Here is a 13,520-nt window from a genome sequence, read left to right as displayed (position 1 = left end):
CTCCCCTGTCCGCGACATGATTCCCGAGACGCCGCGCGTGCTGTTCATCGCCGACGCCGGTCCCGAGGCCGGCGGCGGCCACCTCATGCGCAGCCTGACCCTGGCCGAGGCCCTCAGCGTGCGGGGAGCGGCCTGCGCCTTCATCGCCACGGCCGAGAGCGCGCCCCTGCTCGAGACCTTCGCGCCGGCCATGTCCCGGATCGAGGCCCTGGCGACCGACCGGTCGGGCCTCGCCGCCGCCCTGGCGGGCCAGGGCTTCGACGCCCTGGTCTTCGACCATTACCGGCTGGCCCAGCCCGACCACGAGGCCCTGGCCGGCGGACGGGCCTGCCTGGTCATTGACGACCTGGCCGACCGGCCCCTGGGGGCCGACATCGTCCTGGACTCCGGGCCGAACCGCCGCCCCCTCGACTACACCCTGCTGACCGACGGCGATGCGCGCCTCCTGCTGGGTCCCGAGTTCGCCCCGGTCCGCAGCCGTTTCGCCGCCCTCCGCGCCTCGTCCCTGGGCCGTCGCGGCGAGGCCGTGAAGCGGGTGCTGGTGACCCTGGGGCTCAGCGATGTCGGCGGCGTGACGAGCCGGGTGGTCGACCGCCTGCGGCCCCGGCTGGGCGACGTGGTCATCGACGTGGTCCTGGGCGCCCAGGCGCCCAGCCTGCGCACCCTGTCCCGCATGGCGTCCCATGACCGGCGCCTGAATGTCCACGTGGACGCCACCGACATGGCCACCCTGATGCACGACGCCGACTTCGCCGTCGCGGGCGCAGGGTCGACCGTCTGGGAGATTTGCACCCTGGGCGTGCCTGCGGCCGTGGTGGTGGTGGCCGAGAACCAGAAGGCCGCCGCCGCGGCCCTGTCCGAGCGCGGCGCCGCCCTGGTGCTGGACGCCGGCTCCAGCGCCTTCGACGGCGCCCTCGATCGCGCCATCATGCGCCTGGTCACAGATCCGGTGCAGAGGTCGCACCTCTCCGAGGCCGCCGCCGGCGTCTGCGACGGCCAGGGCGCCGGCCGTGCGGCCGAGGCCCTCCTGGAGACCATCGGGCGCAAGGCCCAGGCGGTCTGATCCGCCTCAGCCGCCCCGCAGGGTGCAGGGAACCGGCGCCATCCGGCCCCGCGCGAAGGTCACGGACCGGCCGCCCTCGATCTCCTGCGTGAAGGTCATCCGGCCATTGGTGAAGACCCGGGGCGCCTCGGGATCGGCGCCGGCGGCGTTCAGCCGCGCCAGCCGCTCGCTCGCGCCGCCGGCCCCTTCGAGGACCGCCTCGGCCGACCCGAAGGTGACGTTGAAGTCCTCGTCCCCGCAGCGGAGCGCAAGGCGGCCACGGCCGGAGGGCCCTTGGGACTCCCGGCGCAGAAGCAGGCTCCGGCCGCCCGGACCCGAGAGCCTGACAGCCTCGTCGGGGCCGGTCCCGACCGTCTCCGCGGCCTGAAGGGAGTCGGCCAGCCGCTTCTCCTGATCCATCAGGGCCGGCGTGCAGGCCATCCGGGTGGAGGCCAGGGGGCCGATCTTCACCTTCTCGCCGGCCTGGGTGTAGGCGCCCATCAGGCGGTTGCAGCCGGCGAAGGCCGAGACCCGGCCCTCCTGGAAGGTCACCGACAGGGGCGCGCGGTCGATCACGCCCCGGGCGTCGAGGTCCTCGACCGTCCAGGCGCCTGCCAGGTCCGGCGCCCGTTCGGGCGGGACGGCGGCGCAGGCGGACAGTCCCAGGGCGAGGACAAGGGCTGCGTGCAGGCTCGCAGATGACATGAGGGGGTCCTCCCTGGCGGCTTCTCTGGACGGGCACTGTGACGCCGCCCTCCCCCCCGGTCCAGACCCCGGGGCGCGGGGCCTGCGACGGAGTCGCGCACGCGCTGAATCGGTCCTATAGGGACAACATGTCTGACTCTGCTCCCCGCTCCGTCCGCTGCCTGATCGTGGGCTCCGGCCCCGCCGGATACACAGCCGCCGTCTACGCCGCCCGCGCCCTGCTCAAGCCTGTCCTGATCCAGGGGCTGCAACCGGGCGGCCAGCTCACCATCACGACCGATGTCGAGAACTATCCGGGTTACGCCGAGGTGATCCAGGGCCCCTGGCTGATGGAGCAGATGCAGGCCCAGGCCGAGCATGTCGGGACCGAGATCATCAATGACATCGTGGTCACCGCCGACCTGTCGGTCCGGCCCTTCCGGCTGACCTGCGACAGCGGCCAGGTCTGGCTGGCGGACACCCTAATCATCGCCACAGGCGCCCAGGCGCGATGGCTGGGCCTGGAGAGCGAGCAGCGCTTCCAGGGCTTCGGCGTCTCGGCCTGCGCGACCTGCGACGGCTTCTTCTATCGCGGCAAGGAGGTCGTGGTGGTCGGTGGCGGCAACACGGCCGTGGAGGAAGCGCTCTTCCTGACCAGCTTCGCCTCGAAGGTCACCGTGGTCCACCGCCGCGACAGCTTCCGGGCGGAGGCCATCCTGCAGGAGCGTCTGTTCGCCAATCCCAAGGTCGAGGTGGTCTGGGACCACCAGGTCGAGGAGGTGCTGGGCCAGACCGACCCCATGGGCGTCACCGGCGTGCGGCTGAAATCGACCAAGACCGGCGAGACCCGCGAGCTGGCCTGCGATGGCGTCTTCATCGCCATCGGCCACGCCCCGGCCTCGGCCCTGTTCGCCGGCCAGCTGGAGATGGACGCCTCGGGCTACCTGAAGGTGAAGGCGGGAACCGCCTCCACCGCGATTCCCGGGGTCTTCGCCGCCGGCGACGTGACCGACGACGTCTACCGCCAGGCCGTCACCGCCGCCGGCATGGGCTGCATGGCGGCCCTTGAGGCGGTCCGGCTCCTGGCCGAGGAAGACCACGCCGCCAGCCGGGCGGCCGCCCAGTGACCCGCCTGGTCGTCAATGGCGGGCGGGCCCTGCGCGGCCGGATCACCCCCTCGGCGAACAAGAACGCCGTCCTGCCGGTGCTGTGCGCCACCCTTCTGACCGACCGGCCCGTGACCCTTCACCGGGTCCCGGACATCACCGATGTCCGCAAGATCCTCGACTTCTTCCGCAGCCTCGGCTCGAGCGTGGAAATGGATTTCGAGGCCGGCGTGCTGAAGGTGCATCACGGCGAGGGCCTCGACCCCAGGGCGGCGCACCTGCCCCTCGGGATGCGCTCGACCCTGATGCTGATCCCGCCCCTACTCCACAGGTTCGGCGCGGCGACCATCGAGGAGGATGCGACGGGCTGCACCCTTGGGGCCCGGGAGATCGATCCGCACATCGAGGTCTTCCAGACCTTCGGGGCCCAGGTCCGGCGCGAGCCGGACGCCCTGCACATCTCCACTCCCCGGGGTTTTGAGGCCTCGGATCACTGGCTCGACTACGCCTCGGTGACGACCACCGAGAATTTCATTCTCTGCGCGGCCACTGCGGCGGGACGCTCGCAGCTGACGAACGCCGCCTGCGAACCGCACGTCCAGGAGTTCTGCGCCTTTCTGGCCCTGATGGGGGCCAAGATCGAGGGGGTCGGCGGCTCGCGGATCGTCGTGGAGGGGGTCGAGCGCCTGACCGGCGCCGAATTCACCTTCGCCGACGACTTCCATGAGGTGGCGACCTTCCTGGCTATGGGCGCCATCACCGGCGGCGAGGTGTCGGTGCGGAACGGCTCGGTGGACCAGTTTCCCCTGCTTGACCGCACCTTCGCCAAGTTCGGCGTCGAGGTGACCCACGAAGGCGGCTGGTCGACGGCGCGGGCGCCGAAGGGCCTGAAGGTGAAGGAGCCCTTCACCTCCAACATCCTGACCAAGGTGGAGGCGGCGCCCTGGCCCTACGTCCCGGCGGACCTGTTGCCCATCTTCATCGCCCTGGGCGTGCGCGCCGAAGGGTCGGTCATGTTCTGGAACAAGGTCTACGAGGGGGCCCTGGGCTGGAGCTCCGAGATCGGCAAGTTCGGCGCCCATTCGGTGCTCTGCGACCCGCACCGGCTGATCACCTACGGCGGCAAGCCCCTCATGCCCGCCACGGTCGAGAGCCCCTACATCATCCGGGTGGCCATAGCCCTCTTCATGTTGGCCGCCAGCATCGAGGGCCGTTCGACAATCCTCAACGCTGCGCCGATCCAAAGGGCGCACCCCCGCTTCGTCGAGAACCTCAACGCCCTGGGCGCCGACGTGGAGTGGGTGGCGGGCGACTGACCCCAAGGGAGGCTCCATGGCCGTCGAGATCCGCTACGCCCGCGCCGCCGACCATCCCGCCATCGGCGACATCCTCGACGCGGCCTTCGGGGGGACCGCCGAGCGTCGCATCGTCGAGCGCCTGCGCGCCGACGCCGAGGCCATGTTCGAGCTGGTGGCCCTGAAGGATGGGGACCTGGTGGGAAGCATCATGTTCAGCCGGCTCTGGGCCGACAGCATGAACCTCTATTCGGCCCTTGCGCCCCTGGCGGTCCGCCCGGACCTGCAGCGGACCGGCATCGGCTCGGCCCTGACCCTGCGTGGGCTGGAGGCCGCCCGGCATTTCGACGCCGCCGCCGTCCTGGTGCTGGGGCATCCCGAATACTATCCGAAGTTCGGCTTCTCCCAGGCCGCGACTGCGAGGGTCAGCGCGCCCTATTCGGGCAGCCCGGCCTTCATGGGGATCGCCCTGGTCGAGGGCGCCCTGGATGAGCCGCTGATGGTGGCCTATCCGGACGCCTTCTCAGCCGGTCAGGGCTGAACCCCGGACTCGGTCGCCGGCGCGGTCTCGCCGCGCTCCATGGCCGCCAGGGCGGAGTTGATCCGGCGGATCTCCTCGGCGGTCGGGCGGCGGCGGGCCGGAGACAGCTGGCCGGGCGCCGGCAGGGCGGGGCTACCCGCTGCATCCGGCTCAGAGACGGTATAGGTCCGGGTCTCGCCGGCCAGGGCCAGTGTCACGGTCCTGGGGGGTGGCGGCGCGATGGCGTCGAGGCCAGCCTGGGTGCGCGGATCCACCCCGCCCAGGATGGCCGGGGTCAGGAAGGCCTCGCCGCCGGCGTACCGGCCGCTGAAAGCGCCCCGTTCACCTGAGGGACCGGTCCAGCGATAGAAGATGTGGGCGCCGATCTGCGTCAGCTTCACCAGGGTCGGGGCCCAGTAGGGAGCGACATAGTCGGCGTGGTAGTGGGTGGCCGCCCCGACCTCGCGGACCACATGCCCGGACAGGGCCCGACGCGCCACCGCTCCGGCGTTGGCCCAGAGGGCCGGGTCCGGCGCCCGCGACAGGGAGCCGTCGCAGGTGAAGGTGAACTGGCAGCCCGTCGCCCGGGCCGAGCCCTGGTAGACGACGCCGCAGACCGACTTCGGATATCCCGGATGGCGCAGCCGGTTCAGGATGACCTGGGCCACGGCGGCCTGGCCCAGTTCCGGCTCGCGCGCAGCCTCGTAGTAGACCGCCTGGGTCAGGCAGGTCAGGGCGCGGCGGGCGTCTTCGGTTTCCCCCGCCAGGCGGAAGCCGGGCATCTCGGCCAGGGGCGCACGGGAAATGGGCCGGAGGGCGTTGATCAGGCGGGCTTCCTCGACCTGGGCGGCGGCGTCGGGCGCGGTGAGGTCGAGGCGCGGGGGGTTGGACAGATCGAGGCGCTCCCAGCCCGGCGTCAGGCCCAGCCACGCCATTCCAGCGGCCCCCGGCGCATCGACGAGGGCGCGAAGCGACGGCGAGAGGGAGGCGAAGCGCGCCTGCAGGGCAGGCTCGGAAAAGGCGCGGGCCACGGGGGCGCCCGTCCCGGCCAGCCCTTCTGGCGAGGGGGGCGGCGTCCCCCTTCCCGCGCTCGCGGCTCCGAGTCCGAGCACACCGAGGGCGGCGATCAGCGCAAGGGTTTGAGCCTGCCTCAGGGCGGGGCCTCCGGGGTTGGACGGCCGCGCTCCTAGCACGATTGCCCTCGCGGATCACGCGCTCTTGTCCGGCCCGGACTGGGCGCCGCTTGCCAAGTGGGGTCGGGACCCTCATATTGCGACCAGGATATGCTCTTAATGAGCATAACAGGAGGAAGCACCGGGATCGTCCGGCGCTTCCGCCGCCCCTCTAATGCTCATTTTGAGCAAAAGGAGACTGCGATGCCGTCAGCAAACCCCGGGACCGCCGCCCTGCCCGCCTTCACGCCCGAGATCGAGGCGGCCACCGCCGCCGTCTGGGAAAAGGTGCGCCGGCACGTCACCCCGATGGAATGGCGGCTGCATGCGCCCCTGATCCACGCGATCAACCAGCTGAAGCGGGAGCGCAACGCGGTCATCCTGGCCCACAACTACATGACCCCCGACATCTTCCACGGGGTCGGCGACTATGTCGGCGACAGCCTGGGCCTGGCCCGGGAAGCCGCCCGTACGGACGCCGCCGTCATCGTGCAGGCCGGCGTGCACTTCATGGCCGAGACCTCCAAGATCCTGTCGCCTGACAAGCGGGTCCTGATCCCCGACCTGAAGGCTGGCTGCAGCCTGGCCTCCTCGATCACCGCCGCCGATGTCCGCCTGATGCGGGAACGCTATCCCGGCCTGCCGGTGGTGACCTACGTCAACACCTCGGCCGAGGTGAAGGCCGAGACCGACATCTGCTGCACCAGCGCCAACGCCGTCCAGGTCGTCGAGCACGCCGCCCGCGAGTGGGGCGTGGACCGGGTGCTGCTGATCCCGGATGAGTTCCTGGCCCGTAATGTCGCCCGCCAGACCTCCGTCGGCATCATCGCCTGGCGGGGCCGGTGCGAGGTGCACGAGCAGTTCACCGCTGAGGACATCCGCGAGATCCGCGAGGCCCACCCGGGCGCGGAGATCCTGGCCCATCCCGAGTGCCCCGCCGAGGTGATCGCGGAGGCGGACTTCGCCGGGTCGACCGCGGCCATGAACGACTACGTCCTGACCCGAAAGCCGCGCCAGGTGGTGCTGATCACCGAGTGCTCCATGGCCGACAATGTCGCCGCCGACGCCGTCGAGACCGAGTTCCTGCGCCCCTGCAACCTCTGCCCGCACATGAAGCGCATCACCCTGGAGAACATCCACCAGGCCCTGCTGGAGGACCGTTACGAGGTGACCGTGGACCCGGCTGTCGCCCTCCGCGCCCGCGACGCCGTGCAGAGGATGATCGACCTGCCCCCGCCGGCCGTTACAGCCCGCTACGACCTTGTGCGCGCCCGCCACCACGTGGACGTGGAGCTGATCTGACCATGGACGTCACCGACCTCGATGGCGTGCTGGTGGTTGGCGGAGGCCTCGCGGGCCTGTCCGCCGCCCTGGCCGCCGCACCCCGGCGGGTCCGGGTCCTGAGCCCGGTCCCCCTGGGGGAAGGCTGCAGTTCGGCCTGGGCCCAGGGCGGGATCGCCGCCGCCCTCGCCGCGGACGACGCCCCGGAACTGCACGCGGCCGACACCGTCGCCGCCGGCGCCGGACTGGTCGACCCGGTGCGCGCCGGCCTGCTGGCGGCGGAAGGCCCCGGGGCGGTGCAGCGTCTCGTCGGGCTCGGCGCACCCTTTGACCGGACCGCGGACGGCGGCTTCGTCCTGAGCCGGGAAGCCGCGCACGGACGCGCCCGGGTGGCGCGGGTCGGCGGCGACCAGGCGGGCCGCGCCGTCATGGCGGCCGTCATCGCCCAGGTGCGTCGGGCGGCCCACATCGAGGTGCATGAAGGCCTTCGCCTGCGCGGCCTCCTCCAGGACGCCGGCGGCGCGGTGATCGGCGCCCTGGCCGAACGCGACGGGGTCCTGACCGCCTTCCGGGCCCCGGCGGTGATCCTGGCCACGGGCGGGGTCGGCGGCCTCTACGCCGAGACGACCACGCCGGCGGCCCTGCTGGGCGAGGGCCTGGCTGCGGCGGCCCTGGCCGGCGCCGTGATCGCCGATCCCGAGTTCGTCCAATTCCACCCGACGGCGCTGGATGTCGGCCGGGACCCGGCGCCCCTGGTCACCGAGGCCCTTCGCGGCGAGGGCGCGCGCCTGGTCAATTCCGCCGGCGAGCGTTTCCTCCTGGCCCAGCACCCGGACGCCGAGCTTGCGCCCCGGGACGTGGTCGCCCGCGCCATCCACGCTGAGCGCGCAGCAGGGCGCGGCGCCTTCCTGGACGCCCGGGAAGCGGTGGGCGCACATTTCCCGGAAGCCTTCCCAACGGTCTTCGCGGCCTGCCGCGATGCGGGCCTGGACCCCCGGATCGAGCCCATTCCCGTGGCGCCCGCCTGCCACTACCACATGGGCGGGGTGCTGACGGACGCCGACGGCGCGACCGGGATCCCGGGGCTGTTCGCGGCGGGGGAGTGCGCCTCCAGCGGCGTCCATGGCGCCAACCGGCTGGCCTCGAACTCCCTGCTGGAGGCGGCCGTCTTCGGCGCCCGGGCGGGGCGCGCCGCCGCCCGCCGAAGCGTCGCCCTGCGCCCCTCGCTCCGGACCGAGCCCATGACCCGCCTGTCCGACCCGGACCTCCAGCGCCTGCGAAAGGCGATGAGCCGGGACGCCGGTGTCGTGCGCGACGCCGCGGGCCTGGGCCGCCTCCTCTCCCTGCTGGACGCCCTCGGCGCCCGCGCCGGCCGGGCGGGGCCCCTCGTCGCCGCCCGGCTGGTCGCCGAATGCGCCCTGGAGCGCCGCGAAAGCCGCGGCGCCCACTTCCGCGCCGACTATCCCGCAATCTCGGCGGAGGCGCGGCGCACCCTGGTGTCCCTGGAGGCCGGGCGACTGTCCCGGAAGGCTGCATGATCCCCGAGATTTCCGACCTCCTGGTCGAACCCTTGATCCGCATGGCCCTGGCCGAGGACCTGGGGCGGGCCGGCGACCTGACCAGCGAAGCCTGCGTGCCCGCCGAGGCCGAGCTGTCGGTGGCCTGGGTCGCCCGGAAGCCGGGGGTCCTGTCAGGCCTGTCCTGCGCCCGCCTGTCCCTCCACGCCCTGGCGCCCGGCGCCCGCTTCGAGGCCCTGGCCCGGGACGGCGAGGACATATCGGCCGGCCAGGCGCTGGCGCGGGCGACGGCGCCGGCGCGGGCGGTGCTTTCCGCCGAGCGGACGGGGCTGAACCTGCTGGGCCGGCTGTCCGGCGTCGCCACCCTGACCCGGGCCTATGTGGACGCGGTGGCCGGGACCGGGGCGCGGATCACCGACACGCGGAAGACCACGCCGGGCCTGAGGCGCCTGGAGAAGTACGCCGTCCGCTGCGGCGGCGGGGTGAACCACCGGTTCGGCCTCGATGACGCCATCCTGATAAAGGACAACCACGTGGCGGCCTGCGGCGGGATCCGCCCGGCCCTGGAGCGGGCCCGGGCGGGGGCGGGGCACCTGGTCAAGGTGGAGATCGAGGTCGACGGCCTGGACCAGCTTGAGGAGGCCCTGCCCCTCGCGCCCGACGTCATCATGCTGGACAATTTCAGCTTGGAAGACCTGCGCAAGGCGGTCGCCATGACCGCCGGGCGCGTCACCCTTGAAGCCTCGGGCGGGGTTGACCTGTCGACGGTGCGGGACATCGCCGGGACCGGCGTCCAGGTGATCAGCGTCGGCGCCCTGACGCACTCCGCGCCGGTGCTGGACATCGGGCTCGACGCCGGCTGAAGCCCCGGCGGAGGCCGGGAAGACGGGCTCAGTCCGCCGGAGACGCCGCCGCCGCGGCCTCGGCCGGGGCGGGCTCGGCATGCAGGGGCGCGGGAGCCGCTTCCACCACCTCGATGGCGTCTGCGGGCGGACCGGAGACCAGCCGGGCCTCGGCGACCCGGAGTTCAGGCGCAGGCGGCGTCGACGGGGCCTCGGCGAGGATCGTCTTCGCCTGGGAGCGGCCGTTCCGGTAGAAGATGTGCAGGCCCACCTGGGCCACCTGGCGGAACTCGCGGCTCCAGCCCGGGGTCACATGGACGGTGTGGAAGTGGGTGGCGTCGCCGACCGCGGTCATCACGGCCCCGGCGAGGGCGCGCGAGGCGATGTGCCGGGCCTGGGCCCAGGCCAGGGACTCCCGCCCCCGGTTCATGGAACCATCACAGGCGAAGGAGAACTGGCAGCCGGCGCCGCGGGACGAGCCCTGGAAGACCACGCCGCACACGGACTTGGGGAAGCCCGCCTTGCGCACGCGGTTCAGGACCACCTGGGCCACGGCCGCCTGGCCGGCGGGGCTCTCGCCCCGGGCCTCGAAGTAGACCGCCTGTGTCAGGCAATCGAGGTCGCGCACCGGCGCGGCGGCGCGCGGCTCCGCGCGTAGCGAGGCCGGCAGGGCGTTGGAAAGGGTTTCCGGGCGAAGCGCCGGGGCGGACCCGGGATCGGCCAGAGGCGAAACGACGGCGGGGGCGGCGGAGGGCGGCGGCGCGGCGGAAGCGCCCGCGCGCAGGCCGAACTGGTAGGTCGCGCCAAGGGCGATCCCAAGGCTGGCGCCCAGGAGAACAGCGCTCATGACTCCGCGCCGGGAGGCGCGCGCCTGGTGAGGTTCTGACAAAGGAGAGGTCCCGTGCGGCGAGGGCGGAGCGCCCCCAGACAGCTGTGTCGGTCTGGACCCCTGCTCATGCTGGCGGCCGGACCGACCTGCCCGCCTCCTACACGCTGGAGGCCAGACAATGGCGATGTGAGCGGGCATATGGACGCCCGGGAAGGGATTCGCAAGTCCTTATTGCACTGCAGCATGGTCGGCCGCCTTGACTCCGGACCCGGACCCCTGTTGTCGAGGGGCTTCGAGGAGACCCGCCATGCGCCCGTTCATCGCCCTACTGGCCGCAACCCTCATCGGACTCGCCGGCCGGCCGGCCCTGGCTGCTGAAGCGCCAGTCGGACCTGACCGCATCATGGGCCGGCCGGACGCCCCGGTCCTGGTCGAGGAATTCGCTTCCCTGACCTGCTCGCACTGCGGCCGGTTCGCCAACGAGGTCTTCCCGGCCTTCAAGGCGCGCTTCATTGATACGGGCAAGGTCCGTTACGTGCTCCGCCCCCTTCTGACCCCGCCCCAGAACGTCGCGGCGGCGGGCTTCCTCCTCGCCCGCTGCGCCGGGCCGGCCCGCTACTACTCGGTGATCGAGGGAATCTTCCGGCGACAGGAAGAGATGTTCCGGACGGGCGACGCCCGCTCGACCCTGATCGCCGCGGCGGCCGAAGGCGGCGTCTCAGGACCGGCCTTCAACGCCTGCCTCTCGGACCCCGCCGGCCAGGCCGCCCTGGACCGGGAGCTGGAGGCGGCGACAGGCCGCGGGGTCGAAAGCACGCCGACCTTCTTCTTCAACGGCGTGAAGGTGAAGGCGGGCGAGATGACGCTGGAAGAGATCGACGCCGCCTACGCCGCCGCCCTCAAGGCGCGCCGGAAGCCGTGACATTCGCACAGGGCGGGCTGGCGCCGGCCCCGGCCGCCCCCTAATCTCTTCCCATGCCCGCAGCTCCCCCGCCCGGACTCGCCGACGCCTCGGCGGTCTTCGCCCTTGACGCCGCCGCCGCAGAGCTGGCCTGGCGTCCGCACCGGCCGGACCGACCGGAGAAGTCCGAGGGCGGCCGGCCCTTCCGGCTGGTCTCCGACTACGCCCCGGCAGGCGACCAGCCGACGGCCATCGCCGAGCTCGTCGCGGGTCTTGAGGGGCGGGAGCACGACCAGGTGCTGCTGGGCGTCACCGGCTCGGGCAAGACCTTCACCATGGCCAAGGTGATCGAGGAGACCCAGCGGCCGGCCCTGATCCTCGCTCCCAACAAGACCCTGGCGGCCCAGCTCTACAGCGAGTTCAAGAGCTTCTTCCCGGACAACGCAGTCGAGTTCTTCGTCTCCTACTACGACTATTACCAGCCCGAGGCCTACGTGCCCCGGACCGACACCTACATCGAGAAGGACTCTTCGATTAACGAGCAGATCGACCGCATGCGGCACTCGGCCACGCGGGCGATCCTCGAGCGGGACGACGTGATCGTCGTGGCCTCGGTCTCCTGCATCTACGGCATTGGATCGGTGGAGACCTACACCGCCATGACCTTCAGCCTGAAGGTGGGCGAGCGGATCGACGAGAAGAAGCTGATGGCCGACCTGGTCGCCCAGCAGTACCGTCGCAACGACCAGGCCTTCGAGCGCGGCACCTTCCGCCGGCGCGGCGACACCCTGGAGATCTTCCCCGCCCACTACGAGGACCGGGCCTGGCGGATCAGCCTGTTCGGCGAAGAGATCGAGGCCATCACAGAGTTCGATCCGCTGACTGGCAAGCGCACCGCGGACCTGCCTGCGGTGAAGATCTACGCCAACAGCCACTACGTCACGCCCAGGCCGACCCTGAACCAGGCCATGAACCACATCCGGGCCGAACTGAAGGAACGCCTCGACTGGCTGGTGGCGAACGGCAAGCTCCTGGAAGCCCAGAGGCTGGAGCAGAGGACCACCTTCGACCTGGAGATGATCCAGGCCACGGGGTCCTGCGCCGGGATCGAGAACTATTCCCGCTACCTCACGGGCCGACGACCCGGCGAGCCGCCGCCCACCTTCTTCGAGTACATCCCCGACAACGCCCTCCTCTTCGTCGACGAGAGCCACCAGACCATCCCGCAGATCGGGGCCATGTTCCGGGGCGACTTCCGCCGGAAGTTCACCCTGGCCGAGTACGGCTTCCGCCTGCCCTCCTGCATGGACAACCGTCCCCTCAAGTTCGAGGAGTGGGACGCCATGCGCCCGGCGACCGTCAGCGTCTCGGCCACGCCCGGCCCCTGGGAGATGGAGAAGGCGGGCGGCGTCTTCGCCGAACAGGTCATCCGCCCGACCGGCCTGATCGACCCGCCGGTGGAGATCCGCCCCGTGGCGAAGGACGGCTTCTCCCAGGTGGACGACGTCATCGACCAGGTCCGCCAGACGGCGGCCAAGGGCTACCGGACCCTGGTCACCGTCCTGACCAAGAAGATGGCCGAGGACCTGACCGAGTACATGCACGAGCAGGGCCTGCGGGTCCGCTACATGCACTCGGACGTCGACACCCTGGAGCGCATCGAGATCATCCGGGACCTGCGCCTGGGCGCCTTCGACACGCTGATCGGCATCAACCTGCTGCGAGAGGGCCTGGACATTCCCGAGTGCGGCCTCGTCGCCATCCTCGACGCCGACAAGGAAGGCTTCCTGCGTTCCGAGACCAGCCTGATCCAGACCATCGGCCGGGCGGCGCGGAACGTGGACGGCCGGGTCATCCTCTACGCCGACCAGGTGACCGGCTCCATGGAGCGGGCCATGGCCGAGACCCGCCGGCGCCGCGAGAAGCAGGAGGCCTGGAACACGGCCCACGGCGTGACGCCCGAGAGCGTGCGCAGCCAGATCAAGGAAATCCTCGCCAGCCCCTACGAGAAGGACCGGGTCACCGTGCCGGCGGGCGTGGCGGAGGACGGCGCCCAGCCCTTCCTTGGCGACAATTTCAAGGCGACGCTCAAGGATCTGGAGGCTCGCATGCGCCAGGCCGCCGCCGACCTGGAGTTCGAGACCGCCGCGCGGCTGCGTGACGAGATCAAGCGGCTCAAGCTGCTGGACCTGGAGTTCGCCGCCGACGCCCTGGGCTCCGGCGAGGGGGAAGAGGGCTCGGGCGCAGCCCGCAGCGCGGCCAAGTCCCTGAGGGCCGAGAGCCGGGCCGAGGCCGCCGCCGCCCGCAGGCGCCCGAAGCGGCGCTGAGGCC

12 protein-coding genes are annotated in these 13,520 nt (G+C 71.9%); 9 read left to right on the top strand and 3 right to left on the bottom strand.

What is annotated here, in order from left to right:
- The first annotated feature begins 37 nt into the window (after positions 1-37).
- Positions 38-1,063: a UDP-2,4-diacetamido-2,4,6-trideoxy-beta-L-altropyranose hydrolase gene (pseG, locus tag HYN04_RS03805; protein WP_241962688.1), complete on the top strand. Its 1,026-nt coding sequence runs from the start codon at positions 38-40 to the stop codon at positions 1,061-1,063.
- Positions 1,064-1,069: 6 nt separating this feature from the next.
- Here pseG and HYN04_RS03800 read toward each other — a convergent pair whose 3' ends face one another.
- Complete coding sequence (locus HYN04_RS03800) at positions 1,070-1,747, bottom strand: META domain-containing protein (RefSeq protein ID WP_110449523.1); 678 nt, start codon at positions 1,745-1,747, stop codon at positions 1,070-1,072.
- Between the two features lie 128 nt (positions 1,748-1,875).
- Here HYN04_RS03800 and trxB point away from each other — a divergent pair, with 128 nt between their 5' ends.
- From trxB to HYN04_RS03785, 3 genes are read left to right on the top strand one after another with little or no spacing between them, the layout of a single operon-like run.
- Positions 1,876-2,853 carry a thioredoxin-disulfide reductase gene (gene trxB / locus HYN04_RS03795; protein WP_110449522.1) on the top strand — a complete coding sequence of 326 codons (978 nt, stop codon included), beginning with the start codon at positions 1,876-1,878 and terminating at the stop codon, positions 2,851-2,853.
- On the top strand, positions 2,850-4,148 hold the full coding sequence (locus HYN04_RS03790) for a UDP-N-acetylglucosamine 1-carboxyvinyltransferase (protein ID WP_110449521.1): 1,299 nt from the start codon (positions 2,850-2,852) through the stop codon (positions 4,146-4,148). Before trxB ends, HYN04_RS03790 begins: the two co-directional genes overlap by 4 nt.
- A 16-nt stretch (positions 4,149-4,164) precedes the next feature.
- Positions 4,165-4,668 carry a GNAT family N-acetyltransferase gene (locus tag HYN04_RS03785; protein ID WP_110449520.1) on the top strand — a complete coding sequence of 168 codons (504 nt, stop codon included), beginning with the start codon at positions 4,165-4,167 and terminating at the stop codon, positions 4,666-4,668.
- Here HYN04_RS03785 and HYN04_RS03780 read toward each other — a convergent pair.
- Positions 4,659-5,678, bottom strand: coding sequence for a cell wall hydrolase (locus HYN04_RS03780; RefSeq protein ID WP_241962687.1), 1,020 nt, complete (start codon positions 5,676-5,678; stop codon positions 4,659-4,661). The two genes, HYN04_RS03785 and HYN04_RS03780, sit on opposite strands and share 10 nt — an antisense overlap.
- A 345-nt stretch (positions 5,679-6,023) precedes the next feature.
- Here HYN04_RS03780 and nadA point away from each other — a divergent pair, with 345 nt between their 5' ends.
- Genes nadA through nadC form a run of 3 tightly spaced genes read left to right on the top strand, consistent with a single transcriptional unit; the run spans position 6,024 to position 9,480 of the window.
- On the top strand, positions 6,024-7,121 hold the full coding sequence (gene nadA, locus HYN04_RS03775) for a quinolinate synthase NadA (RefSeq protein WP_110449519.1): 1,098 nt from the start codon (positions 6,024-6,026) through the stop codon (positions 7,119-7,121).
- Complete coding sequence (locus tag HYN04_RS03770) at positions 7,118-8,638, top strand: L-aspartate oxidase (protein ID WP_422385666.1); 1,521 nt, start codon at positions 7,118-7,120, stop codon at positions 8,636-8,638. The genes nadA and HYN04_RS03770 overlap by 4 nt, the downstream gene beginning before the upstream one ends.
- Complete coding sequence (nadC, locus tag HYN04_RS03765; RefSeq protein WP_110449517.1) at positions 8,635-9,480, top strand: carboxylating nicotinate-nucleotide diphosphorylase; 846 nt, start codon at positions 8,635-8,637, stop codon at positions 9,478-9,480. Before HYN04_RS03770 ends, nadC begins: the two co-directional genes overlap by 4 nt.
- 28 nt (positions 9,481-9,508) lie before the next feature.
- Here nadC and HYN04_RS03760 read toward each other — a convergent pair whose 3' ends face one another.
- A complete protein-coding gene (locus tag HYN04_RS03760) occupies positions 9,509-10,306 on the bottom strand; it encodes a cell wall hydrolase (RefSeq protein WP_110449516.1) in 798 nt (265 codons plus the stop codon).
- A gap of 289 nt (positions 10,307-10,595) precedes the next feature.
- Here HYN04_RS03760 and HYN04_RS03755 point away from each other — a divergent pair, with 289 nt between their 5' ends.
- Both HYN04_RS03755 and uvrB read left to right on the top strand, forming a co-directional pair.
- The gene (locus HYN04_RS03755; protein WP_110449515.1) at positions 10,596-11,210 is read left to right on the top strand and encodes a thioredoxin domain-containing protein; all 615 of its coding nucleotides are present in this window, start codon (positions 10,596-10,598) and stop codon (positions 11,208-11,210) included.
- 53 nt (positions 11,211-11,263) lie between these two features.
- On the top strand, positions 11,264-13,516 hold the full coding sequence (uvrB, locus tag HYN04_RS03750; protein ID WP_110449514.1) for an excinuclease ABC subunit UvrB: 2,253 nt from the start codon (positions 11,264-11,266) through the stop codon (positions 13,514-13,516).
- Positions 13,517-13,520 lie beyond the last annotated feature (4 nt).

The sequence above is a fragment of the Phenylobacterium parvum genome, assembly GCF_003150835.1.
Taxonomy (GTDB): Bacteria; Pseudomonadota; Alphaproteobacteria; order Caulobacterales; family Caulobacteraceae; genus Phenylobacterium; species Phenylobacterium parvum.
This window is presented reverse-complemented; position numbering and strand designations above follow the sequence as displayed.